The sequence below is a fragment of the Niallia sp. Marseille-Q9988 genome, from assembly GCF_976954375.1.
On the sequence record NZ_CDRJSZ010000001.1, the window covers coordinates 289,625 to 313,682 of the forward strand.

At 35.1% G+C, this 24,058-nt stretch carries 24 protein-coding genes; 2 read left to right on the forward strand and 22 right to left on the reverse strand.

The annotated features are described in order from the left end of the window. Window positions 1-17: 17 nt before the first annotated feature. From ACWNMZ_RS01430 to ACWNMZ_RS01450, 5 genes are all read right to left on the reverse strand, one after another. Complete coding sequence (locus tag ACWNMZ_RS01430) at window positions 18-884, reverse strand: hypothetical protein (RefSeq protein WP_235251574.1); 867 nt, start codon at window positions 882-884, stop codon at window positions 18-20. A 48-nt stretch (window positions 885-932) separates the two neighbouring features. Continuing rightward, on the reverse strand, window positions 933-2,237 hold the full coding sequence (locus tag ACWNMZ_RS01435) for a CynX/NimT family MFS transporter (protein ID WP_251627925.1): 1,305 nt from the start codon (window positions 2,235-2,237) through the stop codon (window positions 933-935). Between the two features lie 270 nt (window positions 2,238-2,507). Next, on the reverse strand, window positions 2,508-3,845 hold the full coding sequence (locus ACWNMZ_RS01440; protein WP_449598260.1) for an ISLre2 family transposase: 1,338 nt from the start codon (window positions 3,843-3,845) through the stop codon (window positions 2,508-2,510). A 232-nt stretch (window positions 3,846-4,077) separates the two neighbouring features. Next, window positions 4,078-4,653, reverse strand: a complete 576-nt coding sequence (locus ACWNMZ_RS01445; RefSeq protein ID WP_109769210.1) for a helix-turn-helix transcriptional regulator — start codon at window positions 4,651-4,653, stop codon at window positions 4,078-4,080. 66 nt (window positions 4,654-4,719) lie between these two features. Next, on the reverse strand, window positions 4,720-5,265 hold the full coding sequence (locus ACWNMZ_RS01450) for a TetR/AcrR family transcriptional regulator (RefSeq protein WP_109769209.1): 546 nt from the start codon (window positions 5,263-5,265) through the stop codon (window positions 4,720-4,722). 154 nt (window positions 5,266-5,419) lie between these two features. Between ACWNMZ_RS01450 and ACWNMZ_RS01455 the strand changes: the two genes are divergently transcribed. Next, the gene (locus ACWNMZ_RS01455; RefSeq protein WP_268817954.1) at window positions 5,420-6,265 is read left to right on the forward strand and encodes an SDR family NAD(P)-dependent oxidoreductase; all 846 of its coding nucleotides are present in this window, start codon (window positions 5,420-5,422) and stop codon (window positions 6,263-6,265) included. Between the two features lie 456 nt (window positions 6,266-6,721). Here ACWNMZ_RS01455 and ACWNMZ_RS01460 read toward each other — a convergent pair whose 3' ends face one another. The 4 genes from ACWNMZ_RS01460 to ACWNMZ_RS01475 all read right to left on the reverse strand — a co-directional run bounded on the left by ACWNMZ_RS01460 (window position 6,722) and on the right by ACWNMZ_RS01475 (window position 11,720). After that, entirely contained in the window at window positions 6,722-9,145 is a 2,424-nt protein-coding gene (locus ACWNMZ_RS01460) for an ABC transporter permease family protein (RefSeq protein ID WP_109769207.1), read from the reverse strand. Then, window positions 9,142-9,810 (reverse strand): ABC transporter ATP-binding protein, encoded by a 669-nt coding sequence (locus tag ACWNMZ_RS01465; protein ID WP_109769206.1) that lies wholly within the window; start codon window positions 9,808-9,810, stop codon window positions 9,142-9,144. Before ACWNMZ_RS01465 ends, ACWNMZ_RS01460 begins: the two co-directional genes overlap by 4 nt. Window positions 9,811-9,880: 70 nt before the next feature. Further along, entirely contained in the window at window positions 9,881-10,111 is a 231-nt protein-coding gene (locus ACWNMZ_RS01470; RefSeq protein ID WP_251628836.1) for a hypothetical protein, read from the reverse strand. A 589-nt stretch (window positions 10,112-10,700) separates the two neighbouring features. Then, a complete protein-coding gene (locus ACWNMZ_RS01475; RefSeq protein ID WP_235252588.1) occupies window positions 10,701-11,720 on the reverse strand; it encodes a zinc-binding alcohol dehydrogenase family protein in 1,020 nt (339 codons plus the stop codon). A gap of 209 nt (window positions 11,721-11,929) precedes the next feature. Between ACWNMZ_RS01475 and ACWNMZ_RS01480 the strand changes: the two genes are divergently transcribed. Then, a complete protein-coding gene (locus ACWNMZ_RS01480; protein WP_109769204.1) occupies window positions 11,930-12,289 on the forward strand; it encodes a winged helix-turn-helix transcriptional regulator in 360 nt (119 codons plus the stop codon). Between the two features lie 747 nt (window positions 12,290-13,036). On the opposite strand, the gene ACWNMZ_RS01485 is transcribed toward ACWNMZ_RS01480, so the two are convergent. The 13 genes from ACWNMZ_RS01485 to ACWNMZ_RS01545 form a co-directional block, all read right to left on the reverse strand. Beyond that, window positions 13,037-13,492, reverse strand: a complete 456-nt coding sequence (locus tag ACWNMZ_RS01485) for an NUDIX domain-containing protein (RefSeq protein ID WP_026682622.1) — start codon at window positions 13,490-13,492, stop codon at window positions 13,037-13,039. A 32-nt stretch (window positions 13,493-13,524) separates the two neighbouring features. After that, window positions 13,525-15,141 carry a mercury(II) reductase gene (gene merA / locus ACWNMZ_RS01490; protein WP_285846551.1) on the reverse strand — a complete coding sequence of 539 codons (1,617 nt, stop codon included), beginning with the start codon at window positions 15,139-15,141 and terminating at the stop codon, window positions 13,525-13,527. Window positions 15,142-15,196: 55 nt separating this feature from the next. Further along, window positions 15,197-15,595, reverse strand: coding sequence for an Hg(II)-responsive transcriptional regulator (gene merR, locus ACWNMZ_RS01495; protein WP_026682624.1), 399 nt, complete (start codon window positions 15,593-15,595; stop codon window positions 15,197-15,199). Between the two features lie 122 nt (window positions 15,596-15,717). Continuing rightward, window positions 15,718-17,847, reverse strand: coding sequence for a heavy metal translocating P-type ATPase (locus tag ACWNMZ_RS01500; RefSeq protein ID WP_019156604.1), 2,130 nt, complete (start codon window positions 17,845-17,847; stop codon window positions 15,718-15,720). Continuing rightward, the gene (locus ACWNMZ_RS01505) at window positions 17,840-18,208 is read right to left on the reverse strand and encodes an ArsR/SmtB family transcription factor (protein WP_019156605.1); all 369 of its coding nucleotides are present in this window, start codon (window positions 18,206-18,208) and stop codon (window positions 17,840-17,842) included. The genes ACWNMZ_RS01500 and ACWNMZ_RS01505 overlap by 8 nt, the downstream gene beginning before the upstream one ends. A 365-nt stretch (window positions 18,209-18,573) precedes the next feature. After that, window positions 18,574-18,849, reverse strand: coding sequence for an iron-sulfur cluster assembly accessory protein (locus ACWNMZ_RS01510; protein ID WP_019156606.1), 276 nt, complete (start codon window positions 18,847-18,849; stop codon window positions 18,574-18,576). Between the two features lie 13 nt (window positions 18,850-18,862). Then, window positions 18,863-19,291: a protein-tyrosine phosphatase family protein gene (locus tag ACWNMZ_RS01515; protein ID WP_019156607.1), complete on the reverse strand. Its 429-nt coding sequence runs from the start codon at window positions 19,289-19,291 to the stop codon at window positions 18,863-18,865. A 29-nt stretch (window positions 19,292-19,320) separates the two neighbouring features. Then, window positions 19,321-21,090 (reverse strand): arsenical pump-driving ATPase, encoded by a 1,770-nt coding sequence (gene arsA, locus ACWNMZ_RS01520; protein WP_019156608.1) that lies wholly within the window; start codon window positions 21,088-21,090, stop codon window positions 19,321-19,323. A 19-nt stretch (window positions 21,091-21,109) separates the two neighbouring features. Then, window positions 21,110-21,472, reverse strand: a complete 363-nt coding sequence (gene arsD, locus ACWNMZ_RS01525) for an arsenite efflux transporter metallochaperone ArsD (RefSeq protein ID WP_019156609.1) — start codon at window positions 21,470-21,472, stop codon at window positions 21,110-21,112. Between the two features lie 90 nt (window positions 21,473-21,562). Beyond that, window positions 21,563-21,982: an arsenate reductase (thioredoxin) gene (gene arsC, locus ACWNMZ_RS01530; protein ID WP_026682626.1), complete on the reverse strand. Its 420-nt coding sequence runs from the start codon at window positions 21,980-21,982 to the stop codon at window positions 21,563-21,565. Window positions 21,983-21,996: 14 nt separating this feature from the next. Then, window positions 21,997-23,295 (reverse strand): arsenic transporter, encoded by a 1,299-nt coding sequence (locus tag ACWNMZ_RS01535; protein WP_026682627.1) that lies wholly within the window; start codon window positions 23,293-23,295, stop codon window positions 21,997-21,999. Between the two features lie 18 nt (window positions 23,296-23,313). Then, window positions 23,314-23,655 (reverse strand): ArsR/SmtB family transcription factor, encoded by a 342-nt coding sequence (locus ACWNMZ_RS01540; protein WP_026682628.1) that lies wholly within the window; start codon window positions 23,653-23,655, stop codon window positions 23,314-23,316. Between the two features lie 142 nt (window positions 23,656-23,797). After that, window positions 23,798-24,004: a hypothetical protein gene (locus ACWNMZ_RS01545; RefSeq protein ID WP_026682629.1), complete on the reverse strand. Its 207-nt coding sequence runs from the start codon at window positions 24,002-24,004 to the stop codon at window positions 23,798-23,800. Window positions 24,005-24,058: the final 54 nt, after the last annotated feature.

The window sequence follows — 24,058 nt, forward strand, 5'->3', positions numbered from 1 at the left end:
AAAATAGCGCTGCTGGCCTATCTATTATTCACTTCAAAAAGCTCATAATAGCGTTCTTCCTCTAGTTCTTCTACTTCTAAATCTAGATCAAACCACTTCCGCGTTTCTTGATCCATTTCACCTACATTAAAAGGAATATTATTCTCCTGTGATATTGTCTTTATTTTAACCATTTCTTCTAAACCAGATTTTGTCACTAAAGTATAATGATAAATTACTTTCTCTTTTTGATTATTAGGTTGAAAGATTACTTTCCAAGAAAATTTAGTGTCATCGGAAGGAATATTCAAATTTGCATAATGAACATAAGGTTCCACAAAGACACTTTCTATCTCCTCAAAACCTATAATGTCTTTCTCCCCTTTCCAATTGCTTGATATCAATCCCTTTTCCTCATGTATTCCCCTATAATCAGTGAACATAAAATAATGGAATCCAATTAAGAATACTATGGTCCCTATTATGATGCTATTTAGTAACCCTTTCCGTTTTAAACCCGGATTAAGAAATCGTCCGGCAAATAAGGAGAGAAGAATCATAAAGCCAACAAGCGCTATCACTCCTAAATCCCCTGATGCAGGTTCATAAGTGATAAACTGTTCATCTACAAAGGTAGTTTCCTTTAAATCCTGATAACTCTCAAATAAAAACATTAGTAAAGGGAGAATGAGAAAGAAAAATAGATAAATAGATACCCAACGCTTGCCTCGCTGTTTAAATTCATATTTTGAAGTTCTAATTAATTGACCACTGATATAGAGCGGAAAACTAATCACCCATAATAGTATATTGGCAAAGATAAAATCATCTTTAAAACTCAAAGCACTAGCAAAAGCTAGTACTAAACTAATAATAATCATTACTATCCCACTGATTTTTCTCATACAATTCCCCCTAATCGTTAATTGCACTTATCAGACCTTTACAGGCAGCTATCTCCCACCTTGATTCTCAGCTACATGCGGCTGTGAGCTAAACAGTCTTTCTACCTCTTCCGTATCAACCCAATCTCTGTACTTTCCTTTAATGGAGCCTACATACCGATCTCTTGCTGCTCCTAATCCAAATACAAAGAGCAACAATGACGCGCCAGCTAAAATGAATAACGGAATAGTCCAGCTATTCGTTACATCATGTAAATATCCGAAAAGGGTGGGACCAATAGCAGCGAGTAAATAACCAACTGATTGAGCCATCCCAGATAGTTCTGCAGCCTGTCTACCATTCTCCGTTCGCAAGCCAAAAAACATCATCGCTAAACTGAAGGCACATCCTCCCCCAATACCTATCATGATGATCCAGCATACAATTAAATTCGCACTTCCATACATTAATCCAAGCGTTCCTGCAAGAAGTAAGGCGCTAGTTATAATGACTAAGGACTGCTGGCTTTTCATTCGCCCTGCAATAATTGGCACGATAAAAGTAAAGGGAAGTAACGCTAATTGCATAACAGAAAGCAACCAACCAGATTGGTCTGAACTTATTCCTTGTTGCTGTAAAATCTCAGGCAGCCATGCGATAAGTATGTAAAAGACCATCGATTGTAACCCCATAAACAGGGTTACTTGCCATGCCAGTGGAGAACGCCACAAATTCACCTGACTATCCACTACTTTATTTGAAACAGCGACGGTTTCCTTTTTGAGATGTTTTACTTGAGGCAACCAGAATAAAATTGATAAGAAGCTAAGCATCCCCCAAATCCCTAATCCACCTTGCCATCCAAATCCAAGCCCAATGGCAATTGGAACACTAATTCCCGACGCAATAGCAGCTAACAGGTTCATCGAAATAGAATATACACCTGTCATTAATCCGATTCGTGTTGGAAATTCTTGTTTAATCAGACTAGGTAATAGCACATTAGAAATCGAGATCGCCAAACCTAGCACAGCAGTACCAATATATAAAGCAGCCACCCCTGATAATGAACGTAAAATAATGCCTAGTGTAAGAAAGATAATAGACATCAAAATCATGACTTCTACCCCAAATTCACGAGCCAATTTAGGTACAAACGGGGAAAAAAGGGCAAAAGATAATAATGGCAATGTGGTAATCATCCCTGCCAATGTATTGGAAAGTTGAAGATCATCCCTAATAAATCCTACTATTGGACCGACTGATGTTAACGGAGCTCTTAAATTGGCAGCAATAAAGATTATTCCTACAATAATCATCCAAACGGCTGATTTATGAACAGCTCGATTTAATTGTATATGTTGATTAGTCATTGTTTCCTCCTGATTATTATATTTAATTGTCACCTCAATAACTTTATTTCATTACTTTATTAACCGGCGGATTGTATATAATAATATATTTTTATTTTAATAAAACAAAGTATAATATACAAAAACACATTTGTCCATTTATGATTGAAAATCGATTGAGTCAAGTTTTTGTGGGAGTTTTTTTAGCTCCCTTTTTATAAAATAAAACTTTTAATTTTGTATCCGCTTTCTAAACATTTTCTTTCATCAAAATTTCGTTTTTTTCTTTTTTTAAAAACCTTTTAATCCCTGTAAGGCAAAGTGAATGGGTTTTCCAATCGCTTGATTTAAGTATGGCATGTTCTGACGCACGGTTTCTGTTACTAATTTTGTGGGTATTTTTCTTTTCGGTCGATGCTCTTTCTTTGATTTTTCCGTGGTCTTTTCCCATTTTCCATATATCGTTTGGATGGATAGGTCATCCTTCAATCCAATCCACAAGCGCGCCATGCTCATGACCCCTTTTTTGCTCCATGCTCTTCCATTTTTTAATCGTTTGGCTAATTGATTCATCATCGCCTCTGCACTTCCCATTGGACGATACGCTGTCGTGTCCACACCTTTTTCCTGTAACCAACTACGGTAATCTTTTATGGTTTCCTGATGATGCGTTAAAAAGCCGAGGAAATGCTCTAGTTTTTCTTCTTCTTCTGGTGTATCCATTGTTCCTACTGCGCTATTCAACTCTAGAAGTAATGTTTCTACCTGGTAGTTTTTTAACGCTCTTTTCATGTAGCGGTATCGAGGATGGCTCTTCATTAGTTGCTTCATTGAACGAGCGACATGAAAACGATCCATGGTGAAAAAGGCGCGTTCCCGAAAATACTCTCGACATGCCGTTATCCAGCCTGCTCCATCGCCATTAATAATAAGCAAGGTTTGGGTAGGATCATACGCATAATTATTCTGTAAGAATGTTTCAAAAGCTTCCCAAAAGGGTTCTTTTCCTTCATAGAGAAAATGCCTTTTATTTCGGAGTCTGACTCGCTTTCCGTTTTCTTTCCATCCCTCATGTACAGCGGCGAATTTCAACTCCCATCCACGCTTTTTCTTTTCTTGACTCTTCACATATAATCCATCTACTTCGACAAACAATACCTTTTGAAAAGGGCGTTTTTCCTTAGCGGGAAGTACGTTTGTTTGAAGAAGATGTTGCCGTAATGCTTCATGGCTCATCGCCGAATAGCCTAAAAATTGTTCGAACGTTTCCACCGCCTTTCGATAGGAGGAACCATTCGTCGCTAGTTCTAACCCCCATTCTTCTAGTAGCGGACTAAATCCCTTATTCCCCTGAAACTGTAAATAGTGATCTAATAGACAAATATATTTTTTGGTCACACGATCAAAATAATAATTACGCTTCAGCTCCACAGCTCCAAACGCTGTATCTACTCGTATTTCTCGTTTATCACGTAAAGCAAATCTTCTTTTGTCTCGTTGCTGGGCAATCTCTTGATCCCAATTTTCTAACGTTTGAACAAGGATTTCTTGAAACGTCATTTGGAGTGTTCGAAATAAAGTCTTTTCCAATTCTTTTAATGATGGCATTTTTGTGTTACATTGATTCATGAGAGCCTCTCCTTTTCGTAGTTTTCTAGTCAAATTCTACTTTACAAAAGGAAGCTCTCTTTTTTAATGCTTAATTTTTTCCAGCTACCGCGCTCTCGCTTGGTGGCCTTTTTGTCTAGTTGGGGGACGAGTCCCCCAACTAGACAAAAAGGATATTTATTCTCCCACAAACATTTTACTCATACTTGAAAATCAAAAACCCTCTATCCTTTTGGATAATAGAGGGAAATGATTAGACTCCGTATTTTAATAATATATGGAGAACTACAACATCGTTCGTCTCATTTATATAAGAATGTGTTTCATTTGCATCAAAACTAATAGAATCATATTCATTTAAGATATATGACTCTTTATTTACATTAATGGTTATCGTTCCTGCCATCACAGTAGCAAGTTCAGTCGTATTGGGGTGATGCCTTTCCGGATAATAGGAACTATGCGGTTGTAAATATGCTCGACACATTTCTATCTCATTATTTGGATTTGGATTTTGAAAAATTGGCTCCACTGCCCAATTGCCATCATCTCCAAAAATTCTTAACCCGCTCCCAGCTCGCGATACATTTACACTGCTTCCTGAGGAAAATAACGCCATAAGAGGGATCGATAAACTTTTCGAAATCTTCCACAAAACCCCAATTGTTGGATTAGTTTCTCCCCGCTCAATATTCCCCAGCGTCAGCTTACTTACACCTGATATCTCAGATAAATTTTCGAGACTCAACTGTCTTTCTTTACGCAATTTTTTAAGCACTGCTCCAACTTGAATAACTACCTGTTTTGAATCATCTATTTCTCTATTCATTTTAATCCTCCATTTATCCTATTATGGAAATTATTATTTTCCTGTGTTATGAGCTTAACTCCATACCTAATTAAGTGGTTCAAACAAACCTTTACATTGGTTAGTTAACTGATTATAAACCGCCGCTCCTTTGGCATAAGCCTCTTTGCTAAAATCATCCTTTTCCATAAATGTCTTTAAAAACATATAAGTAGCGCCTGCATAATAGTTTGCAATATAATCACTATTTTTACCAAATGCTTTATGTTGCTCCATTACAAGCTTATTAAAATTAGCTAACTGGCGAATAAATTCATTACTAATGCCAGCCCATTCAATTAATGCAAATGTCTCTTGATTTTGTTTCCAAAATTGAATTAGTAGTTGAATAAAGCCTGAAGCGTTAAAAGATTGCTGCTTTAAAACCGACCTAAAATCACTCATGACATTGGATATCTGTCTTATAATGATGTCTTCTTTCACTAAATAATTTCTGTAAAAAGTTTGCCTTGCAATTCCAGCTTCCTCGCATAAATCTCGGATGGAAAGCTCATAAAAGTTTTTATTCTTAAGATTAAACATCATTAAACTTTGCAGCAATAATTTTTGTGTTCTTTCGACCCGTTTATCCATTTATGCACCAATTTCCTTTCCTGTGTCACATAAAAAAATTATTTACTTTTTCTTTGCTTAAATTTATTATACAATTCTTTCAAACTAAGTGACAAATGTAACTTAAGTGTCAATTGCTCATTTATAAAATTATTTAATATCGGAGGGAATTATTTTGGAAACAGGAAAAATAGTAATCATTACTGGAGCCAATAATGGGATTGGTCTACAGTTAACCAAAAAAATGCTAGCAGAAGGGAGTCAAGTTATTGCATTAATACGTTCTTCTTTTTCAAAGGACGACAACTTTATTCAATCAAAAATTACTACAGGACAGTTACGAATTTATAAAGCAGATTTATCTGATTTTAACAGTCTAAAAAAAGCGCTGGAAGAAATAAAAGCAACGGAGAAGAAAATAGATTTCCTTTTCAATAACGCTGGCGGCAGCTTTCCTTCGTTGTTATTTTCTAAGCAAAATCGCGAACTACATTATGAACTTCAGACAGTAGTGCCTTATATTATTTTTAAAGAACTATCCCCTTTATTTGAAATGGGAGAAGATAAGACAATTGTTAATACATCTCCCGCTGTCATCCTTCGAGTGAAACAGTTTGATCCAGATACATTGGAAAACCCATCTTCCTTTAAAAAGTTATTCGGTCCCTATGCGACAGCAAAGCTAGCTTTATCTTTATGGACAAAAGAAATAGCAAAAAGGGAGAGTGCCAATGGATTCCGGTTTCTAAGTGTAGACCCCGGGAGTAACAATACGTTGCGGAAAGAAAAAAAATCAGGTATCCCCTTTTATATAAAACCATTGATGAAGTTTTTCTTTTCCCCACCCACAAAAGGGGCTGCTTTACTCTACGATGCCGCAATGGATAAGACTGGAGCAGTTTCTGGGGACTTTATTATTAAAGGGAAAAGCACGAAGGTTAAATTTTCTGAATATAGTTCCCTTATTTTAGAGGGAGTACACAGGATTTATGTGAGGGAATTCTTGAATAGTGAGGAGTAGAGAGATAATAAAAAGAAGGTTTGCAGGATATTTAGGGGGTGTTTCGAATAAAGTTTGATTATAGTTTATAATCTCATATGAATAAATTTTACTCTACTGATATACTCAAATATGTTTTTCCTTCATTTTGATTAATAGTCCTCCTCTTCATGTCTTGTAATCTAATATGAATCTCATCGACAAAGAGTGATTTTCCTTGTATTATCTTTTTAATTATTGCTGAATATTTGATTGTACAAAATACACCTCATCTAATAAAAGATGAAGTGTATTTTATCCTTAACTCTAGTTCAGATATCGACCAATAGTATCAAAACTCATAATTGCTAGCTTAATTTATCCACAACACTCAGCATTCCATTTTCCTTGAGTGTCACTGTAAGAGTGAAGTTAATTATGTTTTGAATCCGAAACACAATTTATTTGATACAAATTGGTAAAAAAACTAATTCAAGGCTATCCCTTGCTAAACGGTTTTAATTTTGTAATGGTAGTCACGACGATTGCAATTGATAAAATACCTATAGAGATTAATATACTAATAAAAATCCAACTGTATGAAACATTCATTCCAAATAAAATCAAACTTCCTAAAAGAACCCCTAAAACAATTGGGACTCCTGACCAGAGAGAGATTTCTTTAGAGAAATGAATCAATATACGACCTTTAGTCCACCCAATAATATGGTACATAGAAAATTCCTTCGCTCGGTATTGAAGGAGTGCTGTAATACTCTCACTAACTGCTAGGTAAGAAAGCAGTACGGTTATCACTATAATGGAAATTTGTATGATTAATGTTTCATCCATTGTAAATTGACCTAGTGTTGTTTCCTTAGCTTTTTCAATGGAATATCCTAAGTTAGATATCTGAATAATCAGTAGTATAATCGAAATGAACAAAACCAAAATGGTTGGTAATATAAACTCTTTATAATGAATAATTGCTGGAACTTTCTTATATTCCATTATCCTAGTTTTATTCCCTGATCCATTTCTTAAAAATAATAAACATACCATGACCACGGTTAGGAACCATAATAATGAAGAGAGTAAATAAGGGAATGCATCTTGTTTGAATAGAGTAAATAAAATAATGCTAACTACATACCCAATAGTAATAATAATAAATTGTTCAAGACAGTTCCGTAGAAAAATAAATTTCCTTTTCCACCCTAATAGATATAGTAACTCATCTTCCTTATATAAGGCTTTTTTTTCAAAAGTTACTCTTGAATATAACCAAAGAAACCCAAAAAGAGAAAATAATATGAAAGAAATCACGGACATGTGATTCCAATTTTCACTCAGCTCTTGTGCTACCCCTAGAGTTGTCCAAGGCTCCAGTATCTGGCCTAAACCTTCAACATCTAATCTCATTTGTTTAAAAGAGGAACCAGCAACAATATCCACTTCATAACCAGATTTTAGTAGGTCTATTGCAACTTGTTCAATTTTCTCTTGAGCATCCACGTTATATTTATTTATCCCGGCCACTTTGATCCTTATTGCATCAATCGGTTTTTGACCTTTTACCATTTCAGCAGCTTCCAGGGTTGTTATCCCGCTCGCTGGTGTAGGAATAAAGCTTCCAGGAAAGATTGTAGATTGTACCACTTTACCGTCTAAGCTTTTTGACTCTGTGGTAGAATATATACCTAATGGGCTTGAAGCTAACTGGTTAGTATCCTTATTAGGTGAAAATTCTCCCACTTGTTCAATAATAAAGGGCACCTTTTGACTTTGATAGGCACTTATCCCCTTTTTATTTACTGTTTTATATATTGGGGGAGGTCCATCTTCAAGTATGGGCACTTCTAGATTATTTTCATTTATTTTATAGTTGATTTTTGATGCTATGTAATAAATCGAGGTATCTTGGTCAGACATAAAGCGATCAGTCTCACTTATACTGAAATCCTCCCCAATCTTTACAGCTGTCCCCTCAAACGGTTTTTGGAATTTAGATAAATCTAAATTATATTCTCTATTATCAAGCACTTTAGCTTTAGATAGTTCATTAATTACTTGCTCCATTTTTTCAGGTTTTTCATAGCCCATTAATAGTGAGTCATCTTTCATCAGGCCTAATTTCTCCTGATATTCTCCGAGATCTACATCTATCCTATCTGTCTTCACAGTCATATATAATGGAATATTTATATCATGCCGCTGTATAACTTTGATAACGGGTGGATTTCCTAAACTTTCCCGAACTTCTTTAAATTCAATATCATTAATCTCTTTATCTAATTCAGAATAGTCAATTCCAGTTAACTTACTTTCGCTCTCAACATCAATAGCAGCTAATAGATAATAATTAAAAGGCATTAGGACTGTCATTGCTACACCTGTTAATGAATTTGGATACGAAGCGTCAATATATTGTATGTTTCCTGGAACCGAACCATCAAAATAATATAACTCCTCTTTCTGATCAATAGGATATTTATGAATCCCATCCGAGGTATAAAATTGCCAAGAAAATCTTGTTGGTTCCTTTAATACTGGAAGTTCAATAGACATCCTTTTACCACTAAAATACCCTAGAGATGCTACTGGAGCGGCCAATTCTATGTCTGGGTTTCTTTTAATCTGTTCCCAATCAGAAATAGAAATACCACCTCCCCCATCACCGATATAATTCTCTTCAATCATTCCTAATTTTTTTTCAACATCTGTTCTTGTAGAACTTGGTCGTACTAGGATGTCATATGTACCTCGTCCGTATTCTTCTACGGAATGATTAACTGCTAACTTAATTTCTTTTGTGCTCTGAAAACCTAATGGAATAAGTGTATATAAACCAATAAATGCTAATAAAATGGTAATGGAGATCAACTTTCTGCTTAAAATACGAACCCAAGCAAAACGTATCATACAAATACCTCGTTTTCCTTCAAATTACCTTTGTATAATTTATAGGTCTTATCACCAAGTTTCGCAACTTCCTCATCATGGGTTACAATAATAATCGTTTGTCCTTTATTTTTGCATTCAATCAGAATGCGCAGAATGTTATCTCTATTTTCAATATCTAAGTTCCCAGTCGGTTCATCACATATCAGTACCTTTGGATTAGCCATTAAAGCTCTAGCAATCCCCACTCTTTGCTTTTCCCCTCCTGATAAAGATTCTGGCAGTCTAGCAAACAAAGAATTATTAATTCCCACACTCTCAAGTAATTTTTTCGCTCTAATATATAGTTCCTTTTTCGGATAATCATAAATAAGAGGTAACATGACATTATCAATAACAGAGTAGTGGGGCAAAAGTTTGAAGTCCTGAAATATAAAACCAATATTTTTTTTTCTATACTCGCTTCTCGCATTTTCATTCATGTGATAAATATTAGTTCTCTCATATAAGACCTCGCCTTTATCAGGCTTTAAAAGTCCTGAAATACATTTAAGTAAAGTAGACTTTCCTGTACCCGAAGGGCCTACGATCGTATACCACTGTCCCTCTTCAATAGACAAGGATACATTTTCTATTATGGAATTGGATTCAGAAAATGACTTTTGTAAATACTTTATATCAATCATGACGTTCCTCCTTAAATTGATTAATTACAATCACCCTAGTCAGTTGACTAGGGTGCCATAGAATTTACATTTATTTTCTTAGTGTTACTGTTCCTGTTGCACGTGCAGTTCCACCCCCAGCGGATGAAACAGTTAGTGTAAGGTTCCATTTGTCGGTACTTAAGGAACCTAGATGATATGTAGATGATCTAGTTGTACTATAATAATTAGCAGCAGGATCTGTAAATCGAGTAGTAATACCATCATGGTACTTTACATTATAAATTCCGTTACCCCCACCCCAAGAAATAGTTTTAGTCATTGTAGCAGAAGAACCAATTATAATTTCATTTTTCGGACCACTAATCTTTGCTTCAGTTGGTATTGCTGCAGATACGTTAGATAAACCTATTCCTAGAGATATACCTTATTGCCAATCCACCAACCGTTAATCTTTTCATTATATTCATTCGAATTCCACCTCCAATATTTTACAATTAAAGTATACTAAATAATATATTGCACGTAAACTATTTTTTCAAAAAATTCACACTAATCTATCTTATTTAAATTCAAATCTTTTTTCACTACTAAATGCTTAAGCAATAGACTCTATTTCTGATACATCTTGGTAGAAAAGATATAAAGCGCTATTACTTTAAATCTTCACTGCCAATGAATTCCATCTTTCTGTAAAATTTATTATTACTAGCATTGAAGACATGTTTTACAGTGTCATAACCTGCACTTTTAATAACGATATTTTATGATCAGTTAATCCATATGGATACACCATTAGATTTCTTGAAGATTCTTATACCTATAGATAAATTGCCTGATTTTTTCGAAACATCTAAACAGCCTGCTTTTTAGACAATCAATTTATTGTACACGACAGTCTCATTAGGCATTTACTCATTCTCTACTACTATTTTGCCAATCATACTTCCCGTTTCTACTATTTTATGTGCTTTACGTAAAGTTTCGGCATTAATTGGTCTAAGTGTTTCAGTTAGGGTTGTTGTTACTTTCCCTTCATCTATTAGTTTACTTAGTTTGGATAAAAGTTCATGTTGCTTGATCATGTCTGTAGTTTGATACATGGATCTTGTAAACATAAATTCCCAAGCAAACGTTACACTTTTATTTTTTAAAGCAGTAAGGTCGATAGGATTTTCCATTTCTACAATCGAACAAATACTTCCTTGCGGGAAAATAATATTGGCCATGTTTTGCCAATGCTGCTCTGTTTCGTTCAAACATAGAATATATTCAACGCCTTTTATATCATGTTCTTGTAGTTGATTTCGAAAGTTTTCGTGATGGTTAATGATATAATCAGCACCTAATTTATTCACCCGTTGCTTACTCTCCTGTCTAGAAGCTGTGGCAATCACTTGTAAACCAGCCAATTTAGCTAATTGAATCGCTATTGAGCCAACTCCACCTGCTCCACCAATAATAAGAATGCTCTTAGATTGATTTTCTTTGTGGTTATTTATATCTATCATTAATCGATCAAATAAACTTTCCCATGCTGTTATCGATGTCAATGGTAACGCAGCTGATTGAGCAAAATTCAAAGACTTTGGCTTTAATCCAACAATTCTTTCATCAACTAATTGATATTCGCTATAAGTCCCTGATCGTGTTAGGTCACCAGAATAAAAGACTTCATCCCCAGGCTTAAATATTGTACAATCTGATCCGATTTCTTCCACCACTCCACTTGCATCCCAACCTAAAATCCTTGGTTCTTTTTCTTCTTTATCTTTTGGAGCTCGAACCTTTACATCGACCGGATTAATTGAAATAGCTTTAATTTTAACAAGTATATCTCTTTTGGTTGGTGTAGGTTTTTCCAATTGAACATCTACCAAACTTTCTTCCCTTTCAATCGGTAAATATTTGTATAATCCAACTGCCTTCATTTAAATGCCCTCCTTTTTTATTCATGTTTATTATAAAAAAGAAATATGCTAAGGGTAAGTACGCACATTCTTGTAATCTGGTATCAACCATGTTACCTATTAGGAATGGAAGGAAAAGAGTGTGTACTAACATTCTTGTAATCTGATATTAACTATGTTACTAATTAAGAATTAAAGACTAAGAAGAAATGAGAAAGGTATGAGTACGGATGAGAAATCGAAAGAAAGGGTATGGATGCCCCGAAGGCTGTCCGGTTGAAGGAACTCTTGATGTAATTGGAGGTAAATGGAAAGGAGTCATTCTATTTTATTTATTAGATGGAACGAAGCGATTTAATGAATTCAATAGATTAATGCCCGGTATTACTAAACGAATGTTATCTCTCCAATTAAAAGAACTCGAGGAAGATGGAATTGTCCATCGCCAAGTTTATCCTGAAATCCCCCCTAAAGTTGAATACTCATTGACTGAGTTTGGGAGAACGCTAGAACCAATTATTTCTCTAATGAATGAATGGGGAGAAAATTATAAAGAATTTTTAAAAGAAAATAAACGCGAGCTAAAATAATTTTAAAGAAACTTTATTTCAAATATTCAACTGCTAAAATGTCGGTTTCGTCCCTCTCACTCCCCTCAAATCCTTGCGGCTCTAAGTCCCATCCCTCTTTCCTCTTCTCTCCCCCACTCTTTCTTCTGCTTTATTGTTCTTCCCCAAAACCCCCATTTTCGCCCTCTTTTTTCCGTTCTGGGTCGTATCGAATATTCAGACAATGTTAAAAAGTTCTTCCATAATGGAGGGAAGAATCAAGAGAAAAGATTGAAAAAACACGTTGAGAAATACACGAAAAAGAACTGAAACCCTACGGGTTTATGCAGTGAGGAAAACAACATATTAGAAGAGAGAAAAGAATGAGCAAGGATGATTGAACCCCTACTGGACAAGGGATTGAGGAGATATTGGACAAAACAAAAAGACTGGACCACTATTGGATCCAGCCTGAAATATAATTGATTTTACGATTGAAAAATGATTGAGTACATATTGTTCGCCTGCTCTTTTTTCCTCACTCTTCCTTCCGCTCTGGATACCAACTATTTAACAGTAGCTACCGACTTTTTAGCATGGAGAAGAAGAATAAGACAGCTACATATAATAGAAAAAAGAATAAAGAAACAAGATGAAATAAATATAAAAAGGATAAGCTATCTCGCCCCATTACTTTAAGGTGTGATACTTCACAATATTCTACGTAAACAAAAAAAGGCAATGCTATTATAAAGTAAAGCATTCGCCCCTTGGCTTAATAAGAGAGTTTTATTTTTCAAGTTGACCTTTTACCCCAACTAACTTGTCTTTAATAAAAGGGTCAATCTCGTCAGGTAAATGATCTAATCCAAAAAATTGTGCCTCTATTCCTTGGTTGCTTTCAGGTGTTATTTCTCCTTCGTACTTGGTACATAAATAACCAATTGCAACCGTTTGATACTCGTCTCCACTTTCCTCGACACGATTTATTAATTCCTTTCCTGAATAGACACCAAATAATTTTAACTCTTTTATCTTTAAGCCTATTTCTTGAAAGACTTTTCGTGTAATACAATCCTCAACTGACTCATTTAACTGCAAAATTCCACCCGGAATCCCCCAAGTTGCTCCTGAATATCTACTTAATAATATTTCTCCGTAATGATTAACAATAGCTACACTTGGCCGAACAATAATTAGTGAAGAATTCCCAATCATTTGTCTCATATTTTCACAATAATCCATACATACCTCCGATGATATTAATTTATTTACATTTACCCTGCACAACAAGATAGCTTCGAAACATCTTTATCAAATGTAAGAGCAGTTAGTCTTAGTCCTTCTGCCATTGTTAAATATGGTGCAAGGCTATCTTTTAAATCCTCCACGGTTAAACCAAACTTAACTGCTAATGTCGCTGCATAAATCACATCACCTGCATATTCAGATACAATATGAACTCCAAGAATTTTTAATGTTTTAGCATCAGCAACAACCTTAAATACACCTGTCGTTTCACGGTTTACTAATGCTCTTGGAACGGAATCTAAAGATAGTACAGATGTTTTTACTTCATAGCCTTGTTCTTTTGCCTTTTTCTCTGTTAAACCAACTGTTGCAATGGATGGATTTATAAATGTGACAGCAGGAAAAACTGATAAATCTAATTTTTTATTTAACCCACCAATCGCATTATCAGCAACAACCCCACCTTCATAGGCTGCTACATATACAAATTGCGGCCCTAATGTTACATCTCCTGCTGCATAAATCTTCTGATTACTTGTTCTGGCATAATCATTTATCAGTATTTCATTTCGTTTTCCGACTTCAACCCCTGCTGCACTTAAATTTAAAGAATCCGTATTTGGTTTTCTTCCTGTTGCAACAAGTAGTTGTTCTGATTCCACAACTTTTTTCTTGCCATCTACCGTTACATAAACCTTTTTTACCGCTCCAACTTGCTCTACACGCTCATAAGTTGCCCCTTTCAAAAGGTTTATACCTTGTTCTGTCAAAACCTTTTCTACAGCTTCTGAAATCTCTGGATCATATTCTTTTAAAAGACAATCACTTCTTTGGATAAGAGTTACTTCTGAACCTAAATTATGAAACAGTTGCCCAAGTTCCAACCCGATATAGCCTGAACCCATTACTGTTAATCGCTTAGGCATCTTTTTTAATTCAAGTAGTGTTGTACTTGTAATATAATCTACTTCTTCAAGTCCTGAAATTGTTGGTATTGATGGTGAAGCACCTGTTGCAATTAAAAAGCGTTTAGCAGAATGTTTCTCCCCATTTACTTCAACTGTATTTTCATCAATAAATTTTGCTTCACCCTTTATTAAATCAATACCATATTCATCAATTAAGTCTATATATTTTTGATTTCGAAGTTCGCTAACTAATTCATCCTTTTGCTTCACCAAAGAGGCTAAATCGACTTCTCCAACAGATGTTTGTAACCCTATAAATGGATTTGCTTTTGCTATATGATTGATTTCTCCTGCTCTAAGAAGTGTTTTTGATGGAACACAACCAACATTCACGCAAGTTCCACCAACAGTTCCACGTTCAATCATCCCCACTTTTGCCCCATATTCAATTGATTTAATGGCAGCAGAAAAAGCTGCCCCGCCTGAACCAATGATAAGTAAATCGTAATCACTTTTAATATCTAACTCTATATCTTTTAGCTTCTGTGTTGAAATATCTTCTATGTCTTCTGGTTGATATTTTGCTTGTTTAATTGCTTGTCTTACATTTTCAGCATTAACATCATCTGGTATTTCAAATACCGATTCACCACGTCTAAAACTGGTTTCGATATTTAAAGCACCTATGTTGGTTAAAGCAGCATAAATATGTTGTTCACAGCCTGTACAGGTCATTCCGTTGATTTTAATCCGATATTTTTTCACCTTTTCTTCCTCCTCTATTTAAAAATCAATCAAAAATCAAAGATTCAACAATAGGACATTGATGTATTGCCTTTTGATCTGGACATCGACTTTTTAAGTCCTTTAACATTGACTCAATACGCTTTAAATCTGCAATTTGTTCTTGAATTTCTAATTCTTTTTTTGATACAAATTCAAATATATTTTTGCAGCGAACTTCATCATTATCGACAACTCCAAGTAATATATATATTTCACTCAATGAAAAGCCAAGATTTTGCAGTCTTTTAATAAATTTTACACGCTTAACATCATCATCTGAATATATCCGATAACCTTCATTCGTTCGGGAAGGATCTTTTAATAATGATTTTTTTTCGTAATACCTAATTGTCTCTTTATTTACACCGGATTTTTCGGCAAACACACTAATTCGGTAACTCAAATTATTCACCCCTATAAACATAATAAACCGTGTACTAAGGTACACGGTCAAGTATAATATTAAAATTCTTTTCTTCAAGTATTCTGCCCGTTAACGTCTTGCTATCCCTTTTACATATGATTCTATTCTTTAACTTTTAGCAATCGCAAACTGTTTAATGTCACAAGTAATGTTGCACCCATATCTGCAAATATCGCTATCCATAGCGTTAACCAACCAGGCATAACTAACAATAATGCCACTAATTTAATCGCTAAAGAGAAGGTAATATTTTGCTTGATGATTACTAAAGCCTTACGACTTAACTTTATTGTATATGGCAATTTGCTTAAATCATCAGACATTAAGGCAATATCAGCCGTTTCTAATGCTGTATCTGTTCCAGCACCACCCATCGCTACACCAACAGTGGAAGCTGCAAGTGCTGGTGCATCATTCACACCATCCCCAACCATTGCTACACTTTGATGTTTTCCTCGAAGTTCTTTAATAAAATTCAACTTATCCTCTGGTAGCAAATCAGCTTTTATATCAGTAACTCCAACTTGTTTCCCAATTGCTGATGCAGTTCTTTTGTTATCCCCTGTCAACATTACCGTTTCAATTCCAATATTATTCAATTTACCAATGACTTCTTTTGATGTTTCCCTAATTTCATCGGCTACGGCGATTAACGAAAGAATCGCTTTCTCCGTTCCTAGTACCATCACGGTTTTTCCTTGGGTTTGCATTTCAGTAATCTTTTGTTTTCTATCACTTTCAATGCTTCCGTGTAATTCTTCAAAAAGTGCTGGACTTCCAACATAATACATTTCGTTATTTACCTTGGCTTTTACACCTTTACCTGTAATAGATTGGAAGTCTTCAACTATTACATCATTAAAGTCTAATCCCTTTTCTTCTGCTTTCCGCATAATAGCTGAAGCTAATGGATGTTGGGATCCTTTTTCAATCGCTGCTGTAATGGTTAACTGTTCATTTTCATTTCCACCATATATCATAATGTCTGTTACAGCAGGAATCCCTTTAGTTAATGTACCTGTTTTATCAAAAGCAATAGCCTTCAAATGCCCTGCTTCTTCTAAATGGATGCCACCTTTAATTAACACTCCATTTTTTGCTGCATTTCCTATTGCAGTTACAACCGCAACTGGAGTAGAAACAACCAAGGCACATGGACAACCAACTACTAATACAGCTAAACCTTGATAAACCCATTCGCTCCAATCTCCCCCAAATAACGGTGGAATAACCGCAATTAAAAGAGCCAAGATCACAATAACTGGTGTATAGTATTTCGCAAATTTATCGACGAACGCTTGAGAAGGTGCCCGTTCTGCTTGAGCTTCTTCTACCAAGTGAATGATTTTTGAAAGAGTGGTATCTTCTACTCGTTTTGTCACTTTAACTTCAAGTAACCCTTCTTCATTTAAGGTTCCCGCAAAAACTTCTTCATCTATCGTTTTCGTTACCGGAACACTTTCACCAGTAATAGCAGCCTGATTTAACGTGGACGTTCCTTTTATAACGATTCCATCCATTGCTAATTTTTGGCCAGGCTTTACAATCATGATGTCTCCAACTTGAATTTCATCAACATGAATCATCATTTCTTCATTTCCACGGCGAATCAATGCTTCTTTTGGAGCAATATCCATTAATGATTCAATTGATTGACGAGCTTTATCCATTGAATAACGCTCTAACGCTTCACTGATCGCAAATAAGATGACAACGGTTGCTCCTTCACCCCACTCACCAATAAGGGCAGCTCCTATAATCGCAATGGTCATTAGCGTATTCATATCAAAGAGTAATCTGCTTAGATTTTTAAGTCCTTTAATGAATAGCGAATACCCCCCAATTAAAATAGACGCTGCATAACCAATCGAAGGTAGTATATGCTCCTCACCATATTGCTCACCTAAGAACCAACTGACTACAAGCAAAATGGCAGATATATATACCTTAATGTTTTCTTTCTGTTTCCAGAATGGTTCACGCTCTACTTTTTGTTCTTTTTCATCCCGAATCTTTAAATTTTCAAACGCCCCTGCTTTTTCCAATTCCTCAATCGTTGTATTCCCTTGAACATAAACTTTAGATGCTCCAAAGTTTACTTTCGCATTCTGAACACCAGGAAGATCTTTTACATTATCTTCAAAAATGGCAGCACAGTTGGCACAAGTAAATCCTTGAACACGATAGGCTTTCAATTCTTGTTCATTTAGTTTTGCTGTTTGATCAGACATTGGTTTTCACCTCGTTTTTATGTGCTAACGCAATCATCATTATCTGTTTGATGTGGTCATCATCTAATGAATAAAATGCTAGTTTTCCCTCTTTTCTGAACTTAACAATCCCTTGCTTGTGGAGGGTACGTAAATGATGAGAAGCATTCGCTACAGTAACACCTACAATATTTGCTATATCGCACACACATAGTTCTTCATCTTGGCACAAAGCGTAGGTAATTTTTGCTCTATTTTCATCTGCAATAGCTTTTAGCATTTGGGATACACTAACAATGTCAATTGATTGTAAATCCCCTTGTATTCGATTTACCTTTTCTTCATCATAACAATAAATCTCACAGGTATCTTTTTTATTCATTTTTTCACTCCATTCTCATTCAAGTGTTTATTTGAATATAGTATACTCCTTTTACTCGCTAACATTCAAGTGGTTATTTGAATGAATGTAAAATTGAATTATGGTATCCGATTCTAATAACAATTTTTTTAATACAAAATAAAAGGTTATCACAAAATATCCGGATAACCTCTGTTATATTTTTCGTTATTTATGCAGTTGCACAGCTACAAACCTTACCTTATTGAGCTTCCTCACTATATTGGACCGGTGTCAAATTGATTCCGAATCTCCTCAGCAAGTGTCTCTAAGGATACTTAGCAAAATCTAAAATAAAAAGGAGTAATCAACTCATGAATGAGCTAACTACTCCTTTTTACCTTTTCCTAACAACAACCACTTGCACCTAATAATACTAAACCTTCACCGTTCTGATTTTCTTCTTTGTCTAAAGTTAGCTCCTCAGTTGTAGCAACCTGTGAATCAATTGCTACTTTAATACCATTAATAGTTTCAATTATATCAGTTTCAAGTGGTGCATCTAAAGATAACGCAAATTGTGGTCCGCAGCATCCAGCAACTGAATAAAGGCGTATACCTTCTGCACCATTTTCCGTTAATACATTTTCTAATAAGTGTTTCGCAGCATCTGTAATTTTCATTAAGGTTTCTCCCCTATCCATTTGGATAAATTCTTTTTAAAGCCTCTTTCATTTCTGGCTTCACATTAATTTTTGGTCTTGCTGCCTTAGCAATTTCTTCTGCTTCAGCAATTGTACTTGCTTTTTCTAAGGCTAATAATGTTCCGATTGCAACAGTACCAGTGCGATTACTTCCTCCTTGGCAATGGAAGTAAATATTCTTACCCTCGTTATATGCTTTTATTACATGATCAATAGATTTCTTAATAGATTCTTCTTGGTCTGCTGCATCATCAACAATAGGGCTATGAATACGGTTATAAACTACATCTTCTATCGGAGCCTCAGCTCTTAAATCAAATACAACATCTATTTTCTCATTCCCTAATAAATCATTTACATCGTCTGCACCACCGATGTAAATTCTATCCTTGATTAATTCATGATAATTCTTTGTTGTCATTGTAGTACCTCCATCATTTTTCTACATCATTAATTTATATAGTCTTTTAGTTTCTCATACCCAATCTTTTCTTCATGCAACCAAGGTATAATCGCACAACTATCGGCTAAATGATTATTGACCTCACGAATCCACTCTTTTTCAGAAATTGCTTTCCCTCTTAACACAGGGTCTTTGGTATCAGTGGCAAATAGACTTTGATTAATAACCCACCATTTTGGGCTAATATTTGCTCTTCTTAAATCATCTTGTAATCGGGAGGCTTCAAATACAGGTGTAGCTTCAGCTAAGGTAACGATTACGACAGATGTTTCCTTGGAATCTCTAATCTTTGGAAGTAGTTTTGTTACACTTTCTGGCACTTCGCCAGTAGACCTAGCAATTTCCTTGCTATATGACTGTGCTGCATCTAATAAGAGTAATGTATGACCTGTAGGAGCTGTGTCAATGACGACAATCTCATTTTCAGATTTGGCAACTACTTCGGCAAATGCACGAAAGACTGCAATTTCCTCTGTACAAGGTGAGTTTAAATCTTCCTGTAAATAAGCCAGACCTTCCTCATCTAAATCCTTACCAGCAGTCGCCAACACTTCGGTTTTATATTTTTCTACTTCATCTTTAGGATTAATGCTGCTAATAGTTAGATTTTGATTTAATTGGTCGCTTTGAAATTGATACTGCAAGTGAGCTGCAGGATCAGTTGTCGTCAAATGAACTCGATGGCCCTGTTCCACCAAACCAACTGCAATGGCTGAAGCGACCGTTGTTTTTCCAACGCCCCCTTTACCCATAGTAAAAATTATTCTTGTATTAGTTGATGAGAAATCACTAATGACATCGTTTAGATTTGGTAGTCTTACTATCTCGTTCTCACTGTTTTCCTCTGATACTGGAATAACGTATTCTTTAAATAAATAACGTAAATTTTCAACCCCAGTTAGAGAATATGAAACAAACGGTAATGAATAGCTTACTGTCTGTTTTAGATTAGCTGGTATCTGCTTTAAAGCATTCCTTTGCCTTTGATAAAAAGCTGATGAAACTTCATCGTCTTTCATATAGTTCAGAAGCAGACCGTTAACAATAAGTATTTGATTTTTTATTCCAATCTCTTTGAGTTCTATTGATGCCCGGTCTGCTTCTATTAGAGATGATATATCAGGTCTTGTTACTAATATAAGTGTTGTTTTATTTGAATCCGAAAGAACATCAACAGTTTCCGAATATAAATTTTTCTTATCAGCAAGTCCTGATAAAGGACCTAAACAAGAAGCACCATGCGTACTTTCCTCTAAGAATCCGTTCCAGTCTGTTGGTAGTTGTAATAGACGTAACGTATGGCCCGTTGGTGCTGTATCAAAAATGATATGGTCATATTGGTTTATAATTTCTGTGTTTGTAAGTAAAGTTGTAAATTCATCAAATGCGGCAATCTCGACTGTACATGCTCCTGATAGTTGCTCTTCCATTGTAGCTACAACGGAATCTGGTAATATTCCACGGTATGGACCGACTACTTTTTCACGATATGCACTTGCTGATGCCTCGGGATCTAAATTACTGGCAAATAAATTTTCTACCGTTGGAACTGCTTTAGGCGAGTTTGTTAATTCAAAATCAAAAACATCCTGTAAATTAGATGCTGGGTCTGTACTAATTAGTAAAACTTTTTTTCCACTTTCCGCTAAAGCTACGGCTGTTGCACATGCAGTTGATGTTTTTCCAACTCCGCCTTTTCCAGTTAAAAATAAAAACTGTGTCTGCACAACATTTTGAGGTTTGAAAGATTGAAACATGTTTTTCACTTCTTTCTTTTCACTGTTTTTTTATGTTTAATGAAAGTCGGACTTTCGGTTTTTCAGTAAGCTCTTCAGCTTTTACCCCTAGCCATTCTGCAAGTTCTTCATTTGTTGGATAGGTTCCAACTTTAACAACTTGTTCATCTACTAAAACTACAGGTAACGCATCCGGTCCCTTTTCATGTAAAACACTATTCACTGACTGTGTTTTACCAAATTTATCAGGGTCATTTGTTAATTGATACCGTTTCACATCAAATCCTTTTTTCTCCAAAGAATATACCGCAGATGCTACTCTGGTTAGTTCTGGATCAACTGATGGACCACATACTCCTGTTGAACAACACATTGCTGGATCAAATATCTCGACTTTTTTCATCTAAAACCCTCCGATTAATATTAAATAAGCATATACTTATATTAGTCTTTAAAGAAAACCAAGAGATGGATCTCTTGGTATAAGGCTGTTTTATTCTCCAGTTTCAGCAAAACGCTTGATTCTTTCACCTATTTGGTCACGAACTCGTTGGAATACAGCCCATTTTTCCTCTTCACTTCCTTGAGCTTTTGCAGGGTCATCAAATCCCCAATGATCACGTTTTACATGTGGTGGTGTCATTGGACACTTATCAGCAGCATCTCCACATAAAGTAACGACAAATTCAGCATTGTTTAGGATCTCTGGGTCAATAATGTCAGATGTTTGATTTGAAATATCAATTTCTACTTCATTCATTGCTTTCACTGCATTGGGATTTAAGCCATGTGCCTCGATACCTGCACTCTTAACTTCCCACTCATCACCTAAATACTTCTTCCCCCAGCCTTCAGCCATTTGGCTTCTGCAAGAATTTCCAGTACATAAAAAATAGATTGTTTTTTTAGACATAATAATTCTCCTTTTTAAAATAGAGTAAGTGTTAGGTAAAGACCTAATAATGTAATAAATAGAATTGGAATTGTTAAAATAATACCCGTTTTAAAATAAGTTCCCCATGAAATTTTAACACCTTTTTGTGACAATACATGAAGCCATACTAATGTTGCTAAAGAACCAATTGGTGTGATTTTTGGACCTAAATCGGAGCCAACTACATTAGCATAAATAAGTGCTTCCCTTAACACACCAGATGTATCTGTTTCAGCAATGGCTAAAGCATCAATCATAACGGTTGGCATATTATTCATGATGGATGAGAGGAAAGCAGCTAAAAATCCCATTGCAACAGTTCCAACAAATAAACCTTGATCAGCTACTGTTTGAATGACACTTGCCAGTGCAGATGTAAGTCCCGCATTTCCTAATCCATATACCACCACATACATTCCAATAGAGAAAAATACAATATTCCAAGGTGCACTTTTAATAACTTCCTTAGTATTAACAGAAGCACTACGTCTTGCCATTATGAAAAAGAAAATAGCAATGGTTCCTGCAATTATAGAAACAGGTACGTTGATGAAATCGCTAGTAAAGTATCCAATTACTAATAAACTAAGAACATACCATGATAAGCGAAACATTTTTAAGTCTTTAATAGCCTCTTTTGGTTCCTTTAATTTTGATAAATCGTAATTTCTAGGGATACTTTTTCTAAAGTAAATTAACAATACAAAAATCGTCGCAATCAGTGAAAATAAGTTTGGAATTATCATTCGTGAGGCATATTCCACAAATCCGATACCAAAAAAGTCTGCAGAGACTATATTTACTAGGTTACTTACAATAAACGGAAGTGAAGTTGTATCAGCAATAAATCCACTTGCCATAATGAAGGGAAATATCATTTGTTCTTTAAACTTTAAATTTCGTACCATAGCAAGTACAATGGGTGTTAGAATTAATGCCGCACCATCATTTGCAAATAAGGCCGCTACAATAGCACCTAGAATACTGATGTATACAAACATCTTTATTCCATGACCTTTTGCTACCCGTGCCATGTGTAATGCTGCCCATTCAAATAATCCAATCTCATCTAATATTAATGAAATGAGGATAATTGCAACGAAAGATAACGTTGCATTCCATGTAATGTCAATTACTTCAAGAACATCACTAAATCCCACTACTCCTGCTAATAAAGCTATTACAGCCCCTCCGCAAGCTGACCAGCCAATATTTAACCCTTTAGGTTGCCAAATAACTAAAATCAATGTTGCAATAAAGATAATAAGAGCTAAAATAAGTGTTCCTGACAAAATGTAAAACCCCCAATATTAACAACAAGAAATCCGTTTCCCTTGTTTTTCTAAATCCTCTAACTTATCCTTTTGGCTAGGTAATTGGTTAAGAATCTGAGTAACAAATGGATAGTAGATATTGTTCTCATTAATTGAATAAAAAACCCACTGTCCCTTTTTCTCCTCTTGAACCAATCCCATATCTTTCAACCTTCTTAGATGTTGGCTTATAGCTGGTTGTGTCATTTGAAATATCTCAACAAATTCACATACACAACATGCTCCACCATCAAGAATTTTCATCATGGTTAGCCTAGTTTTATCTCCTAATAGTTTAAGTATTACAGCAACTTGTTCTATTTCAATAGTCGTTTTCAATTTTACACCTCACTTTTTCACTTTAAATAAGTATTTACTTATATAATAATCCACTTATATATGTGTTTCAAGTTTTTTCTTCAATGGTTTTTCACAGCACTTTCCCCTCTAACTATTTGTCTATGGTAAAAAGGTTTTAAACTCACTTTCCTTCCTCTTTTAAATCCTCATACGCATTTGTAAAACGTTCAAAAGAAATGCTCCCAAGTGTTTCCTTATCTTTCTGAAATAGACGCTCAAACGTGATTTCCTTTGCCTTTTCTAAGGTGCATTGTCTACTATTCATAATTAATTTAAGATATGCAATAAAGTATTCTTTACTTAAATTACCACCTTTATTAATGACCATCATCATTACCTCCAAAAAAAGGAGAGTATATTCGACTCCCCCTTTCTAATTTCA

What these genes read in the sequence shown, in the direction of transcription:
- ACWNMZ_RS01430 (WP_235251574.1), bottom strand. Translation starts at nt 884, where the DNA reads ATGAGAAAAATCAGTGGGATAGTAATGATTATTATTAGTTTAGTACTA.
- ACWNMZ_RS01435 (WP_251627925.1), bottom strand. Translation starts at nt 2,237, where the DNA reads ATGACTAATCAACATATACAATTAAATCGAGCTGTTCATAAATCAGCC.
- ACWNMZ_RS01440 (WP_449598260.1), bottom strand. Translation starts at nt 3,845, where the DNA reads ATGAATCAATGTAACACAAAAATGCCATCATTAAAAGAATTGGAAAAG.
- ACWNMZ_RS01445 (WP_109769210.1), bottom strand. Translation starts at nt 4,653, where the DNA reads ATGAATAGAGAAATAGATGATTCAAAACAGGTAGTTATTCAAGTTGGA.
- ACWNMZ_RS01450 (WP_109769209.1), bottom strand. Translation starts at nt 5,265, where the DNA reads ATGGATAAACGGGTCGAAAGAACACAAAAATTATTGCTGCAAAGTTTA.
- ACWNMZ_RS01460 (WP_109769207.1), bottom strand. Translation starts at nt 9,145, where the DNA reads ATGATACGTTTTGCTTGGGTTCGTATTTTAAGCAGAAAGTTGATCTCC.
- ACWNMZ_RS01465 (WP_109769206.1), bottom strand. Translation starts at nt 9,810, where the DNA reads ATGATTGATATAAAGTATTTACAAAAGTCATTTTCTGAATCCAATTCC.
- ACWNMZ_RS01470 (WP_251628836.1), bottom strand. Translation starts at nt 10,111, where the DNA reads ATGACTAAAACTATTTCTTGGGGTGGGGGTAACGGAATTTATAATGTA.
- ACWNMZ_RS01475 (WP_235252588.1), bottom strand. Translation starts at nt 11,720, where the DNA reads ATGAAGGCAGTTGGATTATACAAATATTTACCGATTGAAAGGGAAGAA.
- ACWNMZ_RS01480 (WP_109769204.1), top strand. Translation starts at nt 11,930, where the DNA reads ATGAGAAATCGAAAGAAAGGGTATGGATGCCCCGAAGGCTGTCCGGTT.
- ACWNMZ_RS01485 (WP_026682622.1), bottom strand. Translation starts at nt 13,492, where the DNA reads ATGGATTATTGTGAAAATATGAGACAAATGATTGGGAATTCTTCACTA.
- merA (WP_285846551.1), bottom strand. Translation starts at nt 15,141, where the DNA reads ATGACCTGTACAGGCTGTGAACAACATATTTATGCTGCTTTAACCAAC.
- ACWNMZ_RS01500 (WP_019156604.1), bottom strand. Translation starts at nt 17,847, where the DNA reads ATGTCTGATCAAACAGCAAAACTAAATGAACAAGAATTGAAAGCCTAT.
- ACWNMZ_RS01505 (WP_019156605.1), bottom strand. Translation starts at nt 18,208, where the DNA reads ATGAATAAAAAAGATACCTGTGAGATTTATTGTTATGATGAAGAAAAG.
- ACWNMZ_RS01510 (WP_019156606.1), bottom strand. Translation starts at nt 18,849, where the DNA reads ATGAAAATTACAGATGCTGCGAAACACTTATTAGAAAATGTATTAACG.
- ACWNMZ_RS01515 (WP_019156607.1), bottom strand. Translation starts at nt 19,291, where the DNA reads ATGACAACAAAGAATTATCATGAATTAATCAAGGATAGAATTTACATC.
- arsA (WP_019156608.1), bottom strand. Translation starts at nt 21,090, where the DNA reads ATGTTTCAATCTTTCAAACCTCAAAATGTTGTGCAGACACAGTTTTTA.
- arsD (WP_019156609.1), bottom strand. Translation starts at nt 21,472, where the DNA reads ATGAAAAAAGTCGAGATATTTGATCCAGCAATGTGTTGTTCAACAGGA.
- arsC (WP_026682626.1), bottom strand. Translation starts at nt 21,982, where the DNA reads ATGTCTAAAAAAACAATCTATTTTTTATGTACTGGAAATTCTTGCAGA.
- ACWNMZ_RS01545 (WP_026682629.1), bottom strand. Translation starts at nt 24,004, where the DNA reads ATGGTCATTAATAAAGGTGGTAATTTAAGTAAAGAATACTTTATTGCA.